We start from the raw sequence: 14,170 nt of genomic DNA on the forward strand, positions 1-14,170 counted from the left end.
TCCTTGTGGAGTTCGTGGTCCCTAGCCGAAGGAGACAGCCCGGTCGCCGTCCTCGCTCACGGCGACGAACATCGTGATGAACTTCCGTGGGGCCGGGGTCGGCAGAACCCGGTGCGCGAACTCCGAGGACATGACGACGGTCCGCCCGGTGACCGGCCGCACGCGGGTGCGCTCGGCCGAGGCGAACAACGCCTCGTCGATGGGGTACGAGCGCTGCGGATGCGCCCCCGCGAGCGCGGGCCGCCAGGCTGCCACCTCGAGTTCACCCTGCTCGGGGGTGTTGAGGTAGGTGATGACGGAGTACTGCCGGGCCCCCCGCCCCAGATCGAGCTCCGTCCCCTCGTATTCGAGGCAGGCCGAGTCGAAGTGCCATTCGACGCCCTGTGTCGCCGACCTGACGACCGCCTGGGTGAACCGGTGCCCGGAGGCCGTGCACGCCGCTTCGGCGGTACGGGCATCGGCCACGGACGCGACCAGCCGGCGGGCGAGCGCCTCCCATTCCTCGACGGCGGGATGCCGGGCCCGAGCCACGCGGTCGAAGTACGAAGAAGGCCAGCCGCTGCCGTCCCAGCCCTCGAAGACGCTCTCGACGTGATTGGTGATGTCGGTCTTTCCCGACACGGAACCTGTCCCCGACATATGTGCAAGGTCAGCGATCAGGCGGGACGGAACAATTCCGTCCGCAACAATTCCGGGGACCAGCCCCAACTCGGAAAAGCTACCTCGAAGATCGAGCCCGGTCTCACCGTTGCTCTCGATCATCCCCATGCGGACTCCGATACAGCTCGACGCGGTTGTACCCGCTGCCGAGTGCATCCTTTCCATATGCAGCCATCGACAACCAGGGAATTCATGCCACGCAGGACAATGACCGAAAACCCTACATCATGGCCAAAAGCATGGTGCCTAATAAGGCAAGCCCCACACCCACCGCCTGAATCCTCAGTAACTTCTCCCGCAGAAAACCGCGCGCGGCCACGGCGGTAACCGCCGGATAAAGGGACGAAAGAACAGCGGCGACCGCGATCGGCCCGTGGTGGGCGGCCAGGCTGTAGGTGGCGTTGGCGGCCACATCCACCAGCCCGATGAAGGCGAGCACGGGAAGCGAGGAACGGATCGCGCCCCACCCCTCGACCGGCAGCATGGCACGCCCGCGCCGCACCGCCACGCCGACGGCGCCGGCCCACAGCACCGCATTGCACGAGCGCTGCACGAACAGTCCCAGCAGGAGCCCGGTCATGGTCTTCGCCGCAGCCGCGGCGATCAGCGCTATCACCGCTCCGATCCCTGCCGCGGCCACCAGAGTGAGCAACAGCGTCTGACGCCGCACCGGCGCCAGGCCGGCGGCCGGACCGGTCGCCAGGACGACACCGGCCACCGCGGCCAGTATGCCCGCCAGCTGCGACATCGCGGGCTGCTCCCCGAGGAACAGGCCCAGGCCGACGGGTACCGCCACGGCACCGAGCGCGGTGAGCGGCGAGACGACACCCATGGGGCCGAGCGCGAGGGCCTTGTAGAAGGCGAACTGTCCGGCGGGCCCGGCCACACCGGCGGCGATCGCGTACTTCAGCCACGGTCCTGCCTGCTCCCAGCCATGCGTGACGACCACGATCGAGCCCAGCGCGCAGGCGGCCAGAAACTGTGAGAAAAGAAGCACGATCGGGGCCGGCATGCGCCGGGTGAGCAATCCGCCGCCGAAATCAGCCAGTCCCCACATCAGGCTTGTGGCCAGCGCGAAAAAAGGTGTCATGAGAGACCTCGCGATACGGAGTCGCGTCGTGCGCCCTCACCGTATCCACCGAGGCTCTCCACATATTGCGCGCCCGTCGAAAAATGACCGGTACGAGCGACTGGCCTGTTGTTGCATCACCAACACCCAAGGCCACAAAATTGCACCGGCACGCATTCTTTCTCTTTCCCCGAGCAAAGTGCGCCGTCGCACTTCCGCTCCTGCCGCGCACGCCCTGCGCGAGCTCGGCCACTCGCATGAACGCGCCGATATACGAGGCTCACGGCGCCCTGATTCCAGCCGTCCATCGACGCCTGAGTGCCACCTGCCAGATACCTGCGCAGAGCCCAGGCATTGGTGTCGACGAACGCCTCGGGGGTGGCGTCAATGTCGAACCACCGGGCCTGGGCGTGCTTGCGAGGCGATGGCATCGCCAAGGGAGCACACCGTGTGGCGGGCGGCCAGTGGCGCCGCTGTCCTCGGCGCGGCCGGCGGTGTTGTCCTCGCACGGTTCCTCATGCGCTGATGCCACGCGGCCCCGCTCTCCCCCAGCTTGAGTTCTAGCGGTCGTTGCAACACCCCAGCTCAAAGGGTGGGAGGGCGGGCCCGCTTTCGTGCGTTCGGGATCAGGGGGTGGCCCCCTGGTACGGGATGCAGAAGGTCACGTCCGCCGCGGTCACCACCTGGACGGCGTCGCTGGCCTCAAGGCCAAAGTCCTCAGAGGCCTTATGGGCGAGCCACGCCGGATCGGAGTTGCCGTTCTTCTCTTCTCCGCACACATCCAGCGCCGCGAACAGGGCGTCCCTCTCGGTCATCCCTGCCGGCCAATCCAGGTCGCGGACCGCATTGAGGTAGGCGCCCTGCTCAGGCGAGTAGGTGTGCCCAGCCTCGCTCGATATCGGTCCCGGCAGGGCCTCTTCCTCGGAGCAGGCAGAGATAGGAGTGACGACAAGCGCAGCAATCAGCAGCGAGTTCCTGAGGCGCACGGGTCGTCCCTAGCAGGCGGCCGCATGTTCGGCTGATGTGTGGCAGGCGTGGGATAACTGTGACGCCCGCCAGGCCGTGCGTCTACGGATCAGCCATCCAACTCGATGCGGAAGTCCACGATCGTGGTATCGCCACGGCGCACGATGGGGTGGGCGACCTCGACGACGCGGCCGGTGTCGGCGATGTGCTTGCGGGTGTAGCGCAGGACCGGGACGCCGGCGCCGATGCGGAGCGTCGCCGCCTCCAGCTCGTTTGGCATGCCCGCGGTGAACGACTCTGTGATCGCGGTGACGTGGATGCCGAGCGTCGCCAGCTGTGCTCGGGTGCCGCCGGGCCAGGGCTCGTTGATGGGGTCGGCGACCGGTGTGCCTGCGACGTCGGACCAGCGGACGTAGCTGGTCGACATCTGGGTGGGCTGGTCGTTGTCGTAGAACACGAAGTGCCGGGCCAGCAGCCGCTCGCCGACCTCGCCGTCGAACAGGGCGGCCAGCTCGGCGTCGGCCTGCACCTTCTCGAACCGCTTGTCGAGCCGGTACTCGGACCAGCCGATCCCCTGATCCCGGGTGTACGGCGTGGACTTGGCGCCCGGCGTGGACCGGTACCGGTCGGCGGCCATGCGATGGATCGGCGGCCGTGGCCGGACGCGCGTGCCGGCGCGGGCCCGGGTCTCGATGAGCCCCTCGGTGGCGAGCAGCCGGAGTGCGTTCCGGATGGTGGTCCCGGATACGCCATATGTCGCGCACAGGGCGGGCAGCGTGGGGAGCTGGTCGCCCGGGGCCAGTTGGCCGGAGGCGATGCGCTGCCGCAGCTCAGCGGCGATGCGCAGGTACTCGGGCTGTGCCACTGCCGTACCACCGTTCGGAATGATCGCGTCAATCTGAGTACACATACTGTCCCGTCCCCCTTGACCAGTGCCAACTCCGGCGACAATCTGAGTACAGATAAGCAATATCCGTACTCAGATAGCCACCGTCTGCGGGGTACAGCCATGCCCGAAACGGGCCACACGTGGCAAAAGGCGTTCAAGGGGGAACCCGGCGAGGCCGCCCACGTCCGCCTCTGGGTAGCTGGCCGCGTGCACCACCCCGACGCCCCGCTCATCGCGAACGAGCTGTTCATCGCAGTTCTCAGCTCGGGCGCAGCCGCGGTGGAGGTGGCCCTGTCCACGGCCGGAGCCCGCATCCGCATCATCGCCACCGGCCCCGACCCGCTCACCAGCAGCCACGGCCCCGGCTGGGCAATCATGTCCGGCCTGGCCGACCTCACCGGATTGTCCACAGACGAGTGCGGCCTGTGGGCACAGCTGGGGACGAACCGATGACCCGACCTCTCCCCCCGGCGAGCGCACTGACGCGCGCGCAGTACTCCGGCTGGGCCTGCTGCTGGTGCGGCAGATCCCTGGTCCACTGCGGCGGCACCAGCGCAGGCATCGCCCGCGGCAGGCGCGGCGCCCACGTCCTCGACATCGAGGTCTACGCCTGCCCGGACTGCACGGCCCCCCCACACACACGATCACCCGCCCGTCTCCCAGCCTCAACACCGAGGAGACGTGCGGGGCGACGCCCTCGACCTCGAGGGCGCTCATCCATAACAGGAGGTAGACGTGACCGTCACGTTAGAGCGTCCCGTGAGTGCCACCGACGCGCTCACCCTGGTCACCCCTGAGGTGACCGACCGACTCGCCCGGCGCATCACCACCGACCACCCGGAGATCAGCGCCACGACCGCCCGCCGCATCATCGGTCAGGCCGCAGCGTTCATCGTCGCGTCCGGGCGGCAGCCCGGACAGTCGCTGTCTCCGAGTGAGCTGGTCGACTACGGCTGGCACGCGTTCATCCTGCACACCGTCGACTACACCCGCTTCTGCAAGCAGAACGTCGGGCACTTCGTCCACCACGTCCCGACCGACGAGGGCGAGCAGCTGCCCGGAGGCCACACGGCAACCCGTGAGCGCACGCTCGCCGCGATCACCGCCGCCGGGTACACGGTCGACGAGGAACTGTGGCCGACGATCTCGAACGACTGCACGCAGTGCCACGCGGGATGCAGCGACAGCCCGAACAGCGGCGGCAAGAAGTAGCACCACTCACCGTGCAAGACTCCAGCCGCCCGGCCCGTTCCGGGCGGCTGGCCCTATGAGCGGAGCACCACGTGACAGATACGGCGATCGCCTGGGACACCTACTCACGACAGCGCCCCGAGCGCCGACGCGTGAACGGGCGCGGCGAGACGACTTGGTTCAACTGGACCCAGTACGAGGACCACGGTCCGGGGGCCGAACTCCTCGACGTGGCGGGTGGTGCCCGCGTACTGGATCTCGGCTGCGGGAAAGGCGGGAACGCCGCGCACCTGGCCGCCACAGGCATGCGGGCCGTTGGCGTGGACGTCTCGCCCAAGCAGTTGACCGCCGCGCGCGAGCGGTGGGGGCAGACGCCGGGGCTGGAGCTTCTACAGACGGACGCGGCCAGCTTCCTGCGGCAGGACCGCGAAGGCTTCGCCGCCGTGTACTCGGTGTATGGCGCCCTGTGGTTCACCGACCCGGCGCTGCTGCTGCCCGCCATCCGTGAGCGGCTGCACCCGGGCGGCCGGCTCGTGTTCTCCCAGCGGCCGCCGGTCGAGGGCTGCTACGGCTGCCAGGCGTCCTACATCCCACGTGAGGCGGACGAGGACCCGCTCGTGGTGAAGCGGTGGGACTACGAGCCGGACGTGTGGGAGCGGCTACTGAAAGAGCACGGCTACACCGATGCCCAGACCGCCGTGTTGCCCGCTCCCCCGGGCAACCGGACCATCGGCACGCTCATCGTCCAGGCCCGCGCCCAAGCGTGATCGGAGGCCGTATGTCCGAGTGGATCGACCCGCGGCCCCGGTCGGCAGCTCGCCGGCCGGGGCCGCTCCATGCGGCTGGCCTACTTCTTCGGCGGCTCGTTTGAGGTACCCGGCGGTGGCGGGGTGGGAGGCTCGCCTGCGGGATGGTCATCCGGCCCTGGTTGATCAATACCAGGAGCCGTACCGCCAGGCTCACCGCCTCCGTTCGCGCCGCCATTGCCACCTCTTGGCATTGGGGTAGGCGCGATCAACCCCTGTTGGCTGAGTACTTGCAGGGCATCCTTGTGTTCGGTCTCCGCCAGCACCCTGGCGATCCGCTCCTGCTTCTTGCGGGACTCCGACGCAGCCGCCTCGCCGCGGGCCGCGCCAGCGCGCTGGCCAAAGAAGAAGCCAACGATCGTAGTCAGCAAGGGCGTCACGATGGCGAGGACACCGAGCAGGCGAGCGTTCGGATCGTAGGCGGCGCGGTATTGCTGCGGCAATGTGCCATCTTGCCGGGTCGTAGGCACGACGGTAGGCGCTGGGTCCGAGAGCCGCGGCGGGCTGTCATAGGTCTGCAGCGTGACCCAGACGATGATTCCGAAGAGCACCAAGAGCCCGGTGGCCAAGAAGACACTGACGCCCTTCATCCATCGTGATCCATCCAACTTGATCACCTCTCGCTCTGCGACGCGCCGCCCCACTGTCACTGCACACCCGAGCGGCCATAGGCGCCCGATCAAGTAGCCATTGGAGTGAGGTCACTATCCGTGATCAAGACGTAGAGGCGTCATAGACAGATATTTGGGCTCCCGTTGCCCGCGCCGCCGCTGGGGCAGGGCTGCGCTCGGCGCTCCGCACGCGTGATCGTCTGCACTTCGGGCGAGCATGGGGCGAGCTAACGATCACCGAGCCCTCGAAACACACCGAAGCCCCAGCTCAGACTGTCTCTGAACTGGGGCTCTCCGGTAGGCCCTGTGGGACTCGAACCCACAACCAATGGATTAAAAGTCCACTGCTCTGCCAATTGAGCTAAGGGCCCGGGCGAGGTTGCGTGTCCGAGCATAGCCGGACGTGGCCGTGTCTCCGATCGAGTATCGGGGACTCGGCCGCGTCGGGCGGGTGGTGCGGGTGGGTGTGGTTACTTTTCGACCAGCTCGGGAGACGAGGTGTGGGCCGGGTTCAGGAACCAGTGGCGGGCCGAGGCCAGCCACCAGGTGGTGGCGAAGCCCAGGACGGTCAGGACGGCGATCGGGGCGTAGTTGAAGGTCTTCCAGGTGACCGGGGAGACCTGGGGGAGCATGAAGAGGATCGTGATCAGGGCGACCCAGGTGATGGAGACCAGGCCGATCGGGATCGACCAGCGGCCGAGGTGCCATGGGCCCCGGTCGAAGGCCTCGCCCTTGCGGACGCGGAGGTAGGTCGGGACGACGTAGGCGATGTAGAGGCCGATCACCGCGATCGAGGTCACCGCCGCGTAGGCGGTCGAGTTGATGAGGTAGGGGAGGCCCAGGGCGAGGGCGCTGAACGCGGCCAGCCAGACCGCTGCGACGGGGGTGCGGGTGCGGGGGCTGACCGTGTGCCAGAGGTGCGAGAAGGGCAGCGCGCCGTCGCGGGAGAAGGCGTAGATCATGCGGCTGTTGGCGGTGACCGAGGCCATTCCGCAGAAGAGCTGGGCGCCGATCACCACCAGGAGCAGCAGTTTGCCTGTCGTCGCGCCCAGTGCGTCCAGGAGGATCTGGGCGGGGGGTGCGCCGGTCGGGGACGTCAGCTCCTTGTCGTAGGACTGGATGGCGAAGGTGAAGCCGAGCAGCAGGACGAAGCCGGCTATCCAGGACGTCCAGATCGAGCGGACGATGCCCTTCGGGCCCGCCGTCGACGCGTCGTGGGTCTCCTCCGTCATGTGGGCCGAGGCGTCGTAGCCCGTGAAGGTGTACTGGGCCATGAGGAGGCCCAGGAGGACCACGTAGAGGCCGCTGCCCCAGCCCGTGGTGTTCACGAACTTCGTGAAGACGAACGTCGCCGACTGGTGGTGGTCGGGGACGACGGCCAGCGCGCCGACGATCACCGCGACACCCAGGACGTGCCACCACACGCTCACGTCGTTGAGGAAGGCGACGATGCGGACGCCGAAGGTGTTCAGGAGGCCGTGCAGGACCAGGATCCCCGCGAACAGCAGGACCGTACGGCCCGGCGTGACCTCGAAGTCGAACTGCAGGTTCAGGTACGCGCCCAGGAAGGACGCCGCGCCGAAGTCGATGCCGGCTGTCACCGCCACCTGGCCCAGCACGTTGAACCAGCCCGTGAACCACGCCCAGGCCGCCGCCGAGCGCGGTGGCGCGAGGCGGTGGGCCCAGAAGTACAGGCCCGCGGAGGTGGGATAGGCCGAGCAGATCTCGGCCATCGAGAGGCCCACGAACAGGGTCATCAGGCCGACGGCCACCCAGCCCCAGGTGATGACGGCGGGGCCGCCGGTGGTCATGCCGAAGAGGTAGAGGGTGAGGCAGCCGGACAGGACCGAGATGATCGTGAAGGAGACCGCGTAGTTCGAGAAGGCCGACATGCGGCGGGCCAGGACCTGGGTGTAGCCGAGCTGGGCCAGGCGCTCCTCGTCCGACAGGTGGTCCGGTGCGTTGCTCGTTCTTGCTTCGTCTGTCATGAACCCAGCAATTCCCTCTCAGGTGCCGTGACATGCGTCACACCCTTCTCGTCCTAGCGTGGACATCGGGGTCCGCGGTCCCCGCTCTTCCACCCCGCCGTAGCGGGGTCGCGGATTCCCTGGTCAGACCGGGCACAGGCATGCCGCTCCCCGCGCTCCACCCCCTGCTTCCCCCACCGGAGACCGCCGGAGAACGCAGGAGAACGCAGGAGAACGCAGTAGGACGCCGGGGATCGGGCCCCGGCATGCACGGAATCCCGCCGCTCGCGGCCGTAGACGTCAGGAAGTACGGATGAACACACGCGTGGATCTGCTCACCAAGGAATTCCCGCCCGCCGTCTACGGCGGCGCCGGCGTGCACGTCACGGAACTGGCCCGGCAGCTGCGCACCCTGGTGGACCTGCGGGTGCGCTGCTTCGGCGAGCCCCGCCCGGAGGCGGGGGTGTCCGCGTACCGGGAGCCGCACCTGGCGGACGGCGCCCACCCCGTGCTGCGCACCCTCGCCACGAACGTCGAGATGGGCGCCGGATGCGAGGGCGCGGACCTGGTGCACAGCCACACCTGGTACGCCAACTCCGCGGGCCATCTGGCCCGGACGCTGTACGGCATTCCGCACGTGGTGACCACGCACAGCCTGGAGCCGCTGCGGCCGTGGAAGGCGGAGCAGCTGGGCGGCGGCTACCGGCTCTCCTCGCTGGTGGAGCGCACCGCCGTCACGGCGGCGGACGCGGTGATCGCCGTGTCGCACGGCATGCGCGAGGACGTTCTGCGCGTGTATCCGGACGTCGATCCCGAGCGGGTGCACGTCGTGCACAACGGCATCGACACCGAGGTGCACCGGCCCGACACGGGCACGGCCGCGCTGGAGCGGTACGGCATCGACCCGGACCGTCCGCTCGTGCTGTTCGTGGGGCGCGTGACCCGGCAGAAGGGACTGCCCCACCTGCTGCGGGCCGCCTTCGAGCTGGACCCGGCGGCGCAGCTGGTGCTGTGCTGCGGCCGGCCCGACACCCCGGAGATCGCGGCGGAGACGGCCGCGCTGGTCGACGAGCTGCGGCGGATCAGAGGGGGTGTCTTCCGCATCGACGGCATGCTGGATGCCGACTCGCTGCGTCAACTGCTCACCCACGCCTCGGTGTTCGTCTGTCCTTCGCTGTACGAACCGATGGGCATCGTCAATCTGGAGGCGATGGCCTGCGGTACGGCCGTGGTGGCCACCGCCACCGGGGGGATACCCGAGGTGGTGGCCGACGGGGTGACGGGACTGCTGGTGCCGGTCGAGCAGGAGCAGGACGGCACGGGAACTCCGCTGGATCCGAAGCGGTTCGCGTCCGATTTCGCTGCTGCTGTGAACCGGTTGCTCGCGGAGCCGGAGCGGGCCCGGGCGATGGGTGAGGCGGGGCGGGTGCGGGCTCGGGAGCAGTTCTCCTGGCGGGCGGCGGCCGAGCAGGTGCTGGACATTTACCGCGCGGTGTTGACGTAGCTCGCCTCGGCTTCGTCTTCGCCCTTCGCTGAAGAGAGGCAGCCCGCAAAGGGCGGGACCCGGGAGTTGCCGGGCCCGCCCTCCTCGGGCTGTCGTGCGCCGTCCTCAAGTGCCGTGCAGGGTGTGGGGCACCGCCGGGGCCCGGGTTTCGATCAGGATCTGGCAGGACAGGCCTACCACCAGGACCGCCTCCAGGAGCAGGGCGGGCAGGTCGCCGCCGGTCAGGCCGAAGAGGGTGAACGCCGCTGCGAGGCCGAGGCGGGACCAGGCGCGCAGGTCGCCGCGGAGGCCCACGTTGAGCAGGTGGATGCCGCCCACGCCGAGCAGGAACGCGGCCATGCCGAAGCACAGCACCGGACCGCCGGCCAGGGCCGCGTGGCCGTGGCCGCGGGCGTTGGCCGCCTGCGCGGCGAGCAGTCCGCCGACGCCGGTCACGGTGATGCCGCCGTGCACGAGGAGGTGGCCGTAGACGTACGCCTGGCCGGTCAGCCGCCACTTGCGCAGCGGCGAGGCGTCGACGTGGTCGAAGACCAGCCACCACTGGCAGGCGGCGATCAGGAAGGAGCCCGCCACCACGGCCAGCGTCTCGGGTCGCAGCCCGCTGGCGGCGATGCCGATCGCGTTGAGGGCGACGACCTCCCCCAGCACGATGATGGTGAACAGACCGAACCGCTCCGGGATGTGCGAGGCGTTGAACGGCACCCGTGACACCGCGGATGCGGACAGGATCGGGGTGAGCAGCTCGGCCAGCAGGCCCAGGGTCCACAGCGCGTAGCAGGAGGGCGCAGGCAGCAGGGCCGACGCTCCCCAGACGGCCGCGCCGAGCCCGTACCCCTGCAGGAACCGCCGGGTCAGGGTCCGGGCCCGGGGCACGTGGTAGTGGGCCCGCAGGTAGAGGGCGAGCAGGATCAGGCGTACGAGGAAGTAGCCCAGGGCGAAGCGTTTCGCCCCGGCGGTGCCGTTGAAGGCCTGGGGCACGGCCACCGACACCGAGAGGACCGACATCATCGCGATGATCATGATGAGCCGGTAGATCCGGTCGTCGTTGTCGAAGCGGTCGGCGTAGAAGGTGTAGCCGACCCAGGTCCACCAGATCGGGACGAACAGCGCCCCGAAGCGCAGCACGCCCGCCCCGGTCGGGGCGTGCAGCAGGACCTCGGTCAGCTCCGCGACGGCCACCACGAAGACCAGGTCGAAGAAGAGCTCCAGGGGCGAGGCGGCCCGGTGGTGCCCCTCTTCGGGCACCCTGAGCCGCACCCGCCCCCGGTGCAGGCGCACCTTGCCGGTGTACGTGCCGCGCGCCACGCCCGCCTCCGGCGCGCCCAGCACCCCCCGCACGCCGATCAGCCCTCGGCGACCTGGGTGTGGGCGTCGTCGTGGTAGCCCTTGATCTCGATGATCAGGCCGTCGTCGCCGACCCGGAAGGTGTCGATGCCGCGGTCCTCGACGATGCCGCCGTCCTTCTTGTGGGCGGTGATGTGGAAGGTGAACGCGGCCTCGTCCCCGCTGATCACCAGGTCCGTCACGCGGAACTCGACGCGGTCGATCACCTCGAAGACGCCGTCGAAGAAGGCGGTCACCGCGTCCCGGCCGCGGCGCGCGGGCGCGCCGACCGGCTCGTACTGGACCACGTCCGCGGCGAGCAGGGCGGCGAACCGCTCCCGGTCCCGCTTCGCGAAACTCTCCGCGTACCCCTCGACGGCGGCGCGGATCTGCTGCTGCTTGGGCATGACACTTCTCCGTACGTAGAGATGCGGACGTGAGATGGGGACGTAGAGACGGGGACGTAGAGACGGGGACATGGTGATGGGTGGTGCGTCGGGTCAGGGTGCCGCCGTCTCGATCTCGCGGACGAAAGCCGCCATGAACTCCGCCGTCACCTGGGGGTGCTTGGCCGTGATCAGGTCGCCGTCGACCACCAGGTCCGCGGTGCCGTTGCCCGCGTAGACGATCTCGGCGCCGGCGTTCTCCACATCGCAGACGATGTTGTGGGCGCAGGTCACCCTGCGGCCCGCCAGCAGGGCGCGGTCGGCGCACAGCAGCCACAGGGAGTGGCAGATGGTGCCGACCTTGAACCCGGGCGCGGCCATCGCGGCGCGCAGGAACTCCACGGCGGGCGCCTTGTTGCGGCTGTGCGGGCCCGGCACCTCGACCTGGTAGCGCAGCCGGTCCATGGCGTACGCGCCGATCAGGATCACGCCCGCGTAGTCGGCCAGGTCCAGCGCGCCCACCTCGCGGGTGACGGTGACGTGCTCCTCGACGAAGCCGTGGTCGGGGTTGCTGCCGAACGTCAGCGAGGGCTGGCCCCACAGATGGGAGACGTAGTCGACGGCGTACCCCTGCTCCGGGAAGTACGCGTTGAAGTCGCGGAACTCGGAGGGGTCGAAGTGCTCCTCGATCAGGACCGCGATCCGGCCCTTGGGCGCCGGCACCGGGTCACGCTCCCAGGCCGAGCGGGCCGAGCAGCTGGCGCGGGTCGAAGTAGGCGTGGACCTCCTTGATGCGCCCCTCCTCGATCCGGAAGATGTTCGCGCCGCGGACGGTGATGCGCTCGCCGGTGGGGGCCGCGCCCATGAACACGCCGTTGTGGGTGCCGGTGATGGTGAAGGACGCGGCGACCTTGTCGCCCTGCTCCAGCAGCTCCTCGATGGTGAAGACGCGGTCCGGGAAGCCGCCGTACCAGCGCAGCGCGAACTCCTTGTACGCCGGCAGGCCGTGGATGCCGTCCGGGGAGATCGGGTTGTCGAACTCCACGTCGGGGGCGAGGATCTCGTCCGCGATCCTCAGATCGCCCGGGGCGGTCAGGAACTGCTCGTAGTACGTCCGGACGAGCTTGGAGCCCTCGTCGGAAATCTCGGCCATGGTCAACTCCTTTGGCTTCATGGGGTCACCGGGTCCGGGCCGCCGGGGACCAAAGCCGGCGGTCCGGACCGGGCGGGTGGCTCAGGCGTCGGCTCAGGCGTCCGCGAGGAACCACTCGGCGGCGCGCTCGCCGATGACGTAGCAGGTCAGGTTGGGGTTGGCGCTGACGTGCGTGGGCATCACGGAGGCGTCGACCACGCTCAGGTTCTCGATGCCGTGCACCCGCAGCCGCTGGTCCACGACCGCGCTCTCGTCGCTGCTCGGGCCCATCTTCGTGGTGCCGACCGGGTGCCACAGGGTGGCGGAGTTCTCCCGGATGTACTGCAGCAGCTGGGCGTCGTCGTTCACCTGCCGCTGCGTCAGCTTGTCGGACAGGCCGCTGGAGAGATCGCGGATCTGCTTGGAGTTGGCGATGTCCCAGGCCTGCCGGACCCCGTCCAGGGCGATCCGGCGGTCCGCGTCGGTGCCGTAGGAGTTGAGGAAGATGTCCGGCTGGACGGTGGGGTCGGCGCTGGAGAGCGAGACCCGGCCGCGGCACTCCGGCTTCTGCAGCACGCTCATCACGCTGATCGGCCGGTGGGTGACCTCGACGTAGCGGCTGACGAAGTACATCTGCATGTCGTTGAAGTGCTGCGAGCCCGGGTTGGTGTAGCGGACCAGGACCTGGACGTCCGGGTCGTCCGGGTCGGTGACGCCCTCCCTGGGCAGCAGACCCACCGTGATCTGCTGGTGCTCGATCAGGTTCTCGCCGACGTTCGGCTGGTCGAGGACGACCTCGATGCCGAGCGCGCGCAGCTGCTCCTTCGGGCCGACGCCCGAACGCAGCAGGATCGCGGGCGAGTTGAGGGCACCGGCGGAAAGGGTTACGTGGTCGGCGTAGACCTTCTCCAGCCGGCCGCCGGTCTCCACCTCGACGCCGACCGCCCTGGTGCCCTCGAAGAGCACCCGGTGCACGGTCGCACCCGCGCGGATGGTGAGGTTCTTCCTCCTGCGGGCCTCGGTCAGGTAGGCGATCGCCGTGGAGATGCGCAGGTCGCCGCGGCGGTTCATGGGGATCATGCCGACCCCGGTGGACTCCGGGTCGTTGTGGTCCTGGACGTAGCCGAAGCCCAGGTCGAGGCAGGCCTCCAGGTAGGCCGCCTGGAACGGGACCAGCTGGTCCCGGGTGTGCCGGACGATCGGGGTGGGGCCGCCCTTGCCGTGGAACGGCCCGTCGAAGTCCTGGTCGTCCTCGATCCGGCGGAAGTACGGCAGCAGCTCGCTCCACGACCACGAGTCGTTGCCCAGCTGGGCCCACTCGTCGTAGTCCGCCGGGATGCCGCGCAGCGCGATGGCGCCGTTGACGGCCGAGCAGCCGCCGGCCACCTTGCCCCGGGCGTACGTCAGCGAGCGGCCCGGCACGGCCTCGGCCGAGTAGCCCCAGTCGTGCTCCTCCACGGACACGGTCCGGGCGTTGGTGATGTCGCCGGGGATCTGGGAGACGTCCGCCCAGTCGGGTCCGGCTTCCAGGAGCAGGACGGCGACGGACGGGTTCTCCGTGAGCCTGCTCGCGAGGACGGCACCGGAGGAGCCGGCACCGACGACTATGTGGTCGTAACGCATGGAACAGTTCCCTTCCGGGTCCACTGATGAGTTGCGCCCGGGT

The 14,170-nt window shown here is 69.2% G+C and carries 15 protein-coding genes and 1 tRNA gene; 4 read left to right on the forward strand and 12 right to left on the reverse strand.

What is annotated here, in order from left to right:
• Positions 1-21: 21 nt before the first annotated feature.
• From ACZ5DS_RS26625 to ACZ5DS_RS26640, 4 genes are all read right to left on the reverse strand, one after another.
• Positions 22-621 (reverse strand): 2OG-Fe(II) oxygenase, encoded by a 600-nt coding sequence (locus ACZ5DS_RS26625; protein WP_468243090.1) that lies wholly within the window; start codon positions 619-621, stop codon positions 22-24.
• A gap of 259 nt (positions 622-880) precedes the next feature.
• Positions 881-1,750, reverse strand: coding sequence for an EamA family transporter (locus tag ACZ5DS_RS26630; RefSeq protein WP_468243092.1), 870 nt, complete (start codon positions 1,748-1,750; stop codon positions 881-883).
• A gap of 605 nt (positions 1,751-2,355) precedes the next feature.
• Positions 2,356-2,715, reverse strand: coding sequence for a DUF732 domain-containing protein (locus ACZ5DS_RS26635; RefSeq protein ID WP_468243094.1), 360 nt, complete (start codon positions 2,713-2,715; stop codon positions 2,356-2,358).
• 89 nt (positions 2,716-2,804) lie between these two features.
• A complete protein-coding gene (locus tag ACZ5DS_RS26640; RefSeq protein WP_468243096.1) occupies positions 2,805-3,605 on the reverse strand; it encodes a GntR family transcriptional regulator in 801 nt (266 codons plus the stop codon).
• Positions 3,606-3,704: 99 nt separating this feature from the next.
• Between ACZ5DS_RS26640 and ACZ5DS_RS26645 the strand changes: the two genes are divergently transcribed.
• The 3 genes from ACZ5DS_RS26645 to ACZ5DS_RS26655 all read left to right on the forward strand — a co-directional run bounded on the left by ACZ5DS_RS26645 (position 3,705) and on the right by ACZ5DS_RS26655 (position 5,542).
• A complete protein-coding gene (locus ACZ5DS_RS26645; RefSeq protein ID WP_468243098.1) occupies positions 3,705-4,037 on the forward strand; it encodes a hypothetical protein in 333 nt (110 codons plus the stop codon).
• A 282-nt stretch (positions 4,038-4,319) separates the two neighbouring features.
• The gene (locus tag ACZ5DS_RS26650; protein WP_468243100.1) at positions 4,320-4,796 is read left to right on the forward strand and encodes a glycine-rich domain-containing protein; all 477 of its coding nucleotides are present in this window, start codon (positions 4,320-4,322) and stop codon (positions 4,794-4,796) included.
• 71 nt (positions 4,797-4,867) lie between these two features.
• Positions 4,868-5,542 carry a class I SAM-dependent methyltransferase gene (locus ACZ5DS_RS26655; protein WP_468243103.1) on the forward strand — a complete coding sequence of 225 codons (675 nt, stop codon included), beginning with the start codon at positions 4,868-4,870 and terminating at the stop codon, positions 5,540-5,542.
• An 80-nt stretch (positions 5,543-5,622) separates the two neighbouring features.
• Here the strand turns inward: ACZ5DS_RS26655 and ACZ5DS_RS26660 are convergent, their stop codons facing one another.
• The 3 genes from ACZ5DS_RS26660 to ACZ5DS_RS26670 all read right to left on the reverse strand — a co-directional run bounded on the left by ACZ5DS_RS26660 (position 5,623) and on the right by ACZ5DS_RS26670 (position 8,180).
• The gene (locus ACZ5DS_RS26660) at positions 5,623-6,171 is read right to left on the reverse strand and encodes a hypothetical protein (protein ID WP_468243105.1); all 549 of its coding nucleotides are present in this window, start codon (positions 6,169-6,171) and stop codon (positions 5,623-5,625) included.
• Positions 6,172-6,490: 319 nt separating this feature from the next.
• Positions 6,491-6,563: transfer RNA gene (locus ACZ5DS_RS26665), tRNA-Lys, on the reverse strand.
• Positions 6,564-6,662: 99 nt separating this feature from the next.
• On the reverse strand, positions 6,663-8,180 hold the full coding sequence (locus ACZ5DS_RS26670) for an amino acid permease (RefSeq protein ID WP_468243108.1): 1,518 nt from the start codon (positions 8,178-8,180) through the stop codon (positions 6,663-6,665).
• Between the two features lie 292 nt (positions 8,181-8,472).
• On the opposite strand from ACZ5DS_RS26670, the gene glgA reads away from it, so the two are divergent.
• Positions 8,473-9,663, forward strand: coding sequence for a glycogen synthase (glgA, locus tag ACZ5DS_RS26675; RefSeq protein ID WP_468243110.1), 1,191 nt, complete (start codon positions 8,473-8,475; stop codon positions 9,661-9,663).
• A 105-nt stretch (positions 9,664-9,768) separates the two neighbouring features.
• On the opposite strand, the gene ACZ5DS_RS26680 is transcribed toward glgA, so the two are convergent.
• The 5 genes from ACZ5DS_RS26680 to mftG form a co-directional block, all read right to left on the reverse strand.
• Positions 9,769-11,001, reverse strand: coding sequence for a low temperature requirement protein A (locus ACZ5DS_RS26680; RefSeq protein WP_468243112.1), 1,233 nt, complete (start codon positions 10,999-11,001; stop codon positions 9,769-9,771).
• 5 nt (positions 11,002-11,006) lie between these two features.
• On the reverse strand, positions 11,007-11,393 hold the full coding sequence (locus tag ACZ5DS_RS26685) for a nuclear transport factor 2 family protein (RefSeq protein WP_468243115.1): 387 nt from the start codon (positions 11,391-11,393) through the stop codon (positions 11,007-11,009).
• A 93-nt stretch (positions 11,394-11,486) separates the two neighbouring features.
• Positions 11,487-12,095, reverse strand: coding sequence for a DJ-1/PfpI family protein (locus ACZ5DS_RS26690; protein ID WP_468243117.1), 609 nt, complete (start codon positions 12,093-12,095; stop codon positions 11,487-11,489).
• A 4-nt stretch (positions 12,096-12,099) separates the two neighbouring features.
• Positions 12,100-12,525 carry an ester cyclase gene (locus tag ACZ5DS_RS26695; RefSeq protein ID WP_468243119.1) on the reverse strand — a complete coding sequence of 142 codons (426 nt, stop codon included), beginning with the start codon at positions 12,523-12,525 and terminating at the stop codon, positions 12,100-12,102.
• A gap of 93 nt (positions 12,526-12,618) precedes the next feature.
• A complete protein-coding gene (mftG, locus tag ACZ5DS_RS26700; protein WP_468243122.1) occupies positions 12,619-14,127 on the reverse strand; it encodes a mycofactocin dehydrogenase MftG in 1,509 nt (502 codons plus the stop codon).
• Positions 14,128-14,170 lie beyond the last annotated feature (43 nt).

Source organism: Streptomyces sp. NPDC031100 (assembly GCF_055570785.1).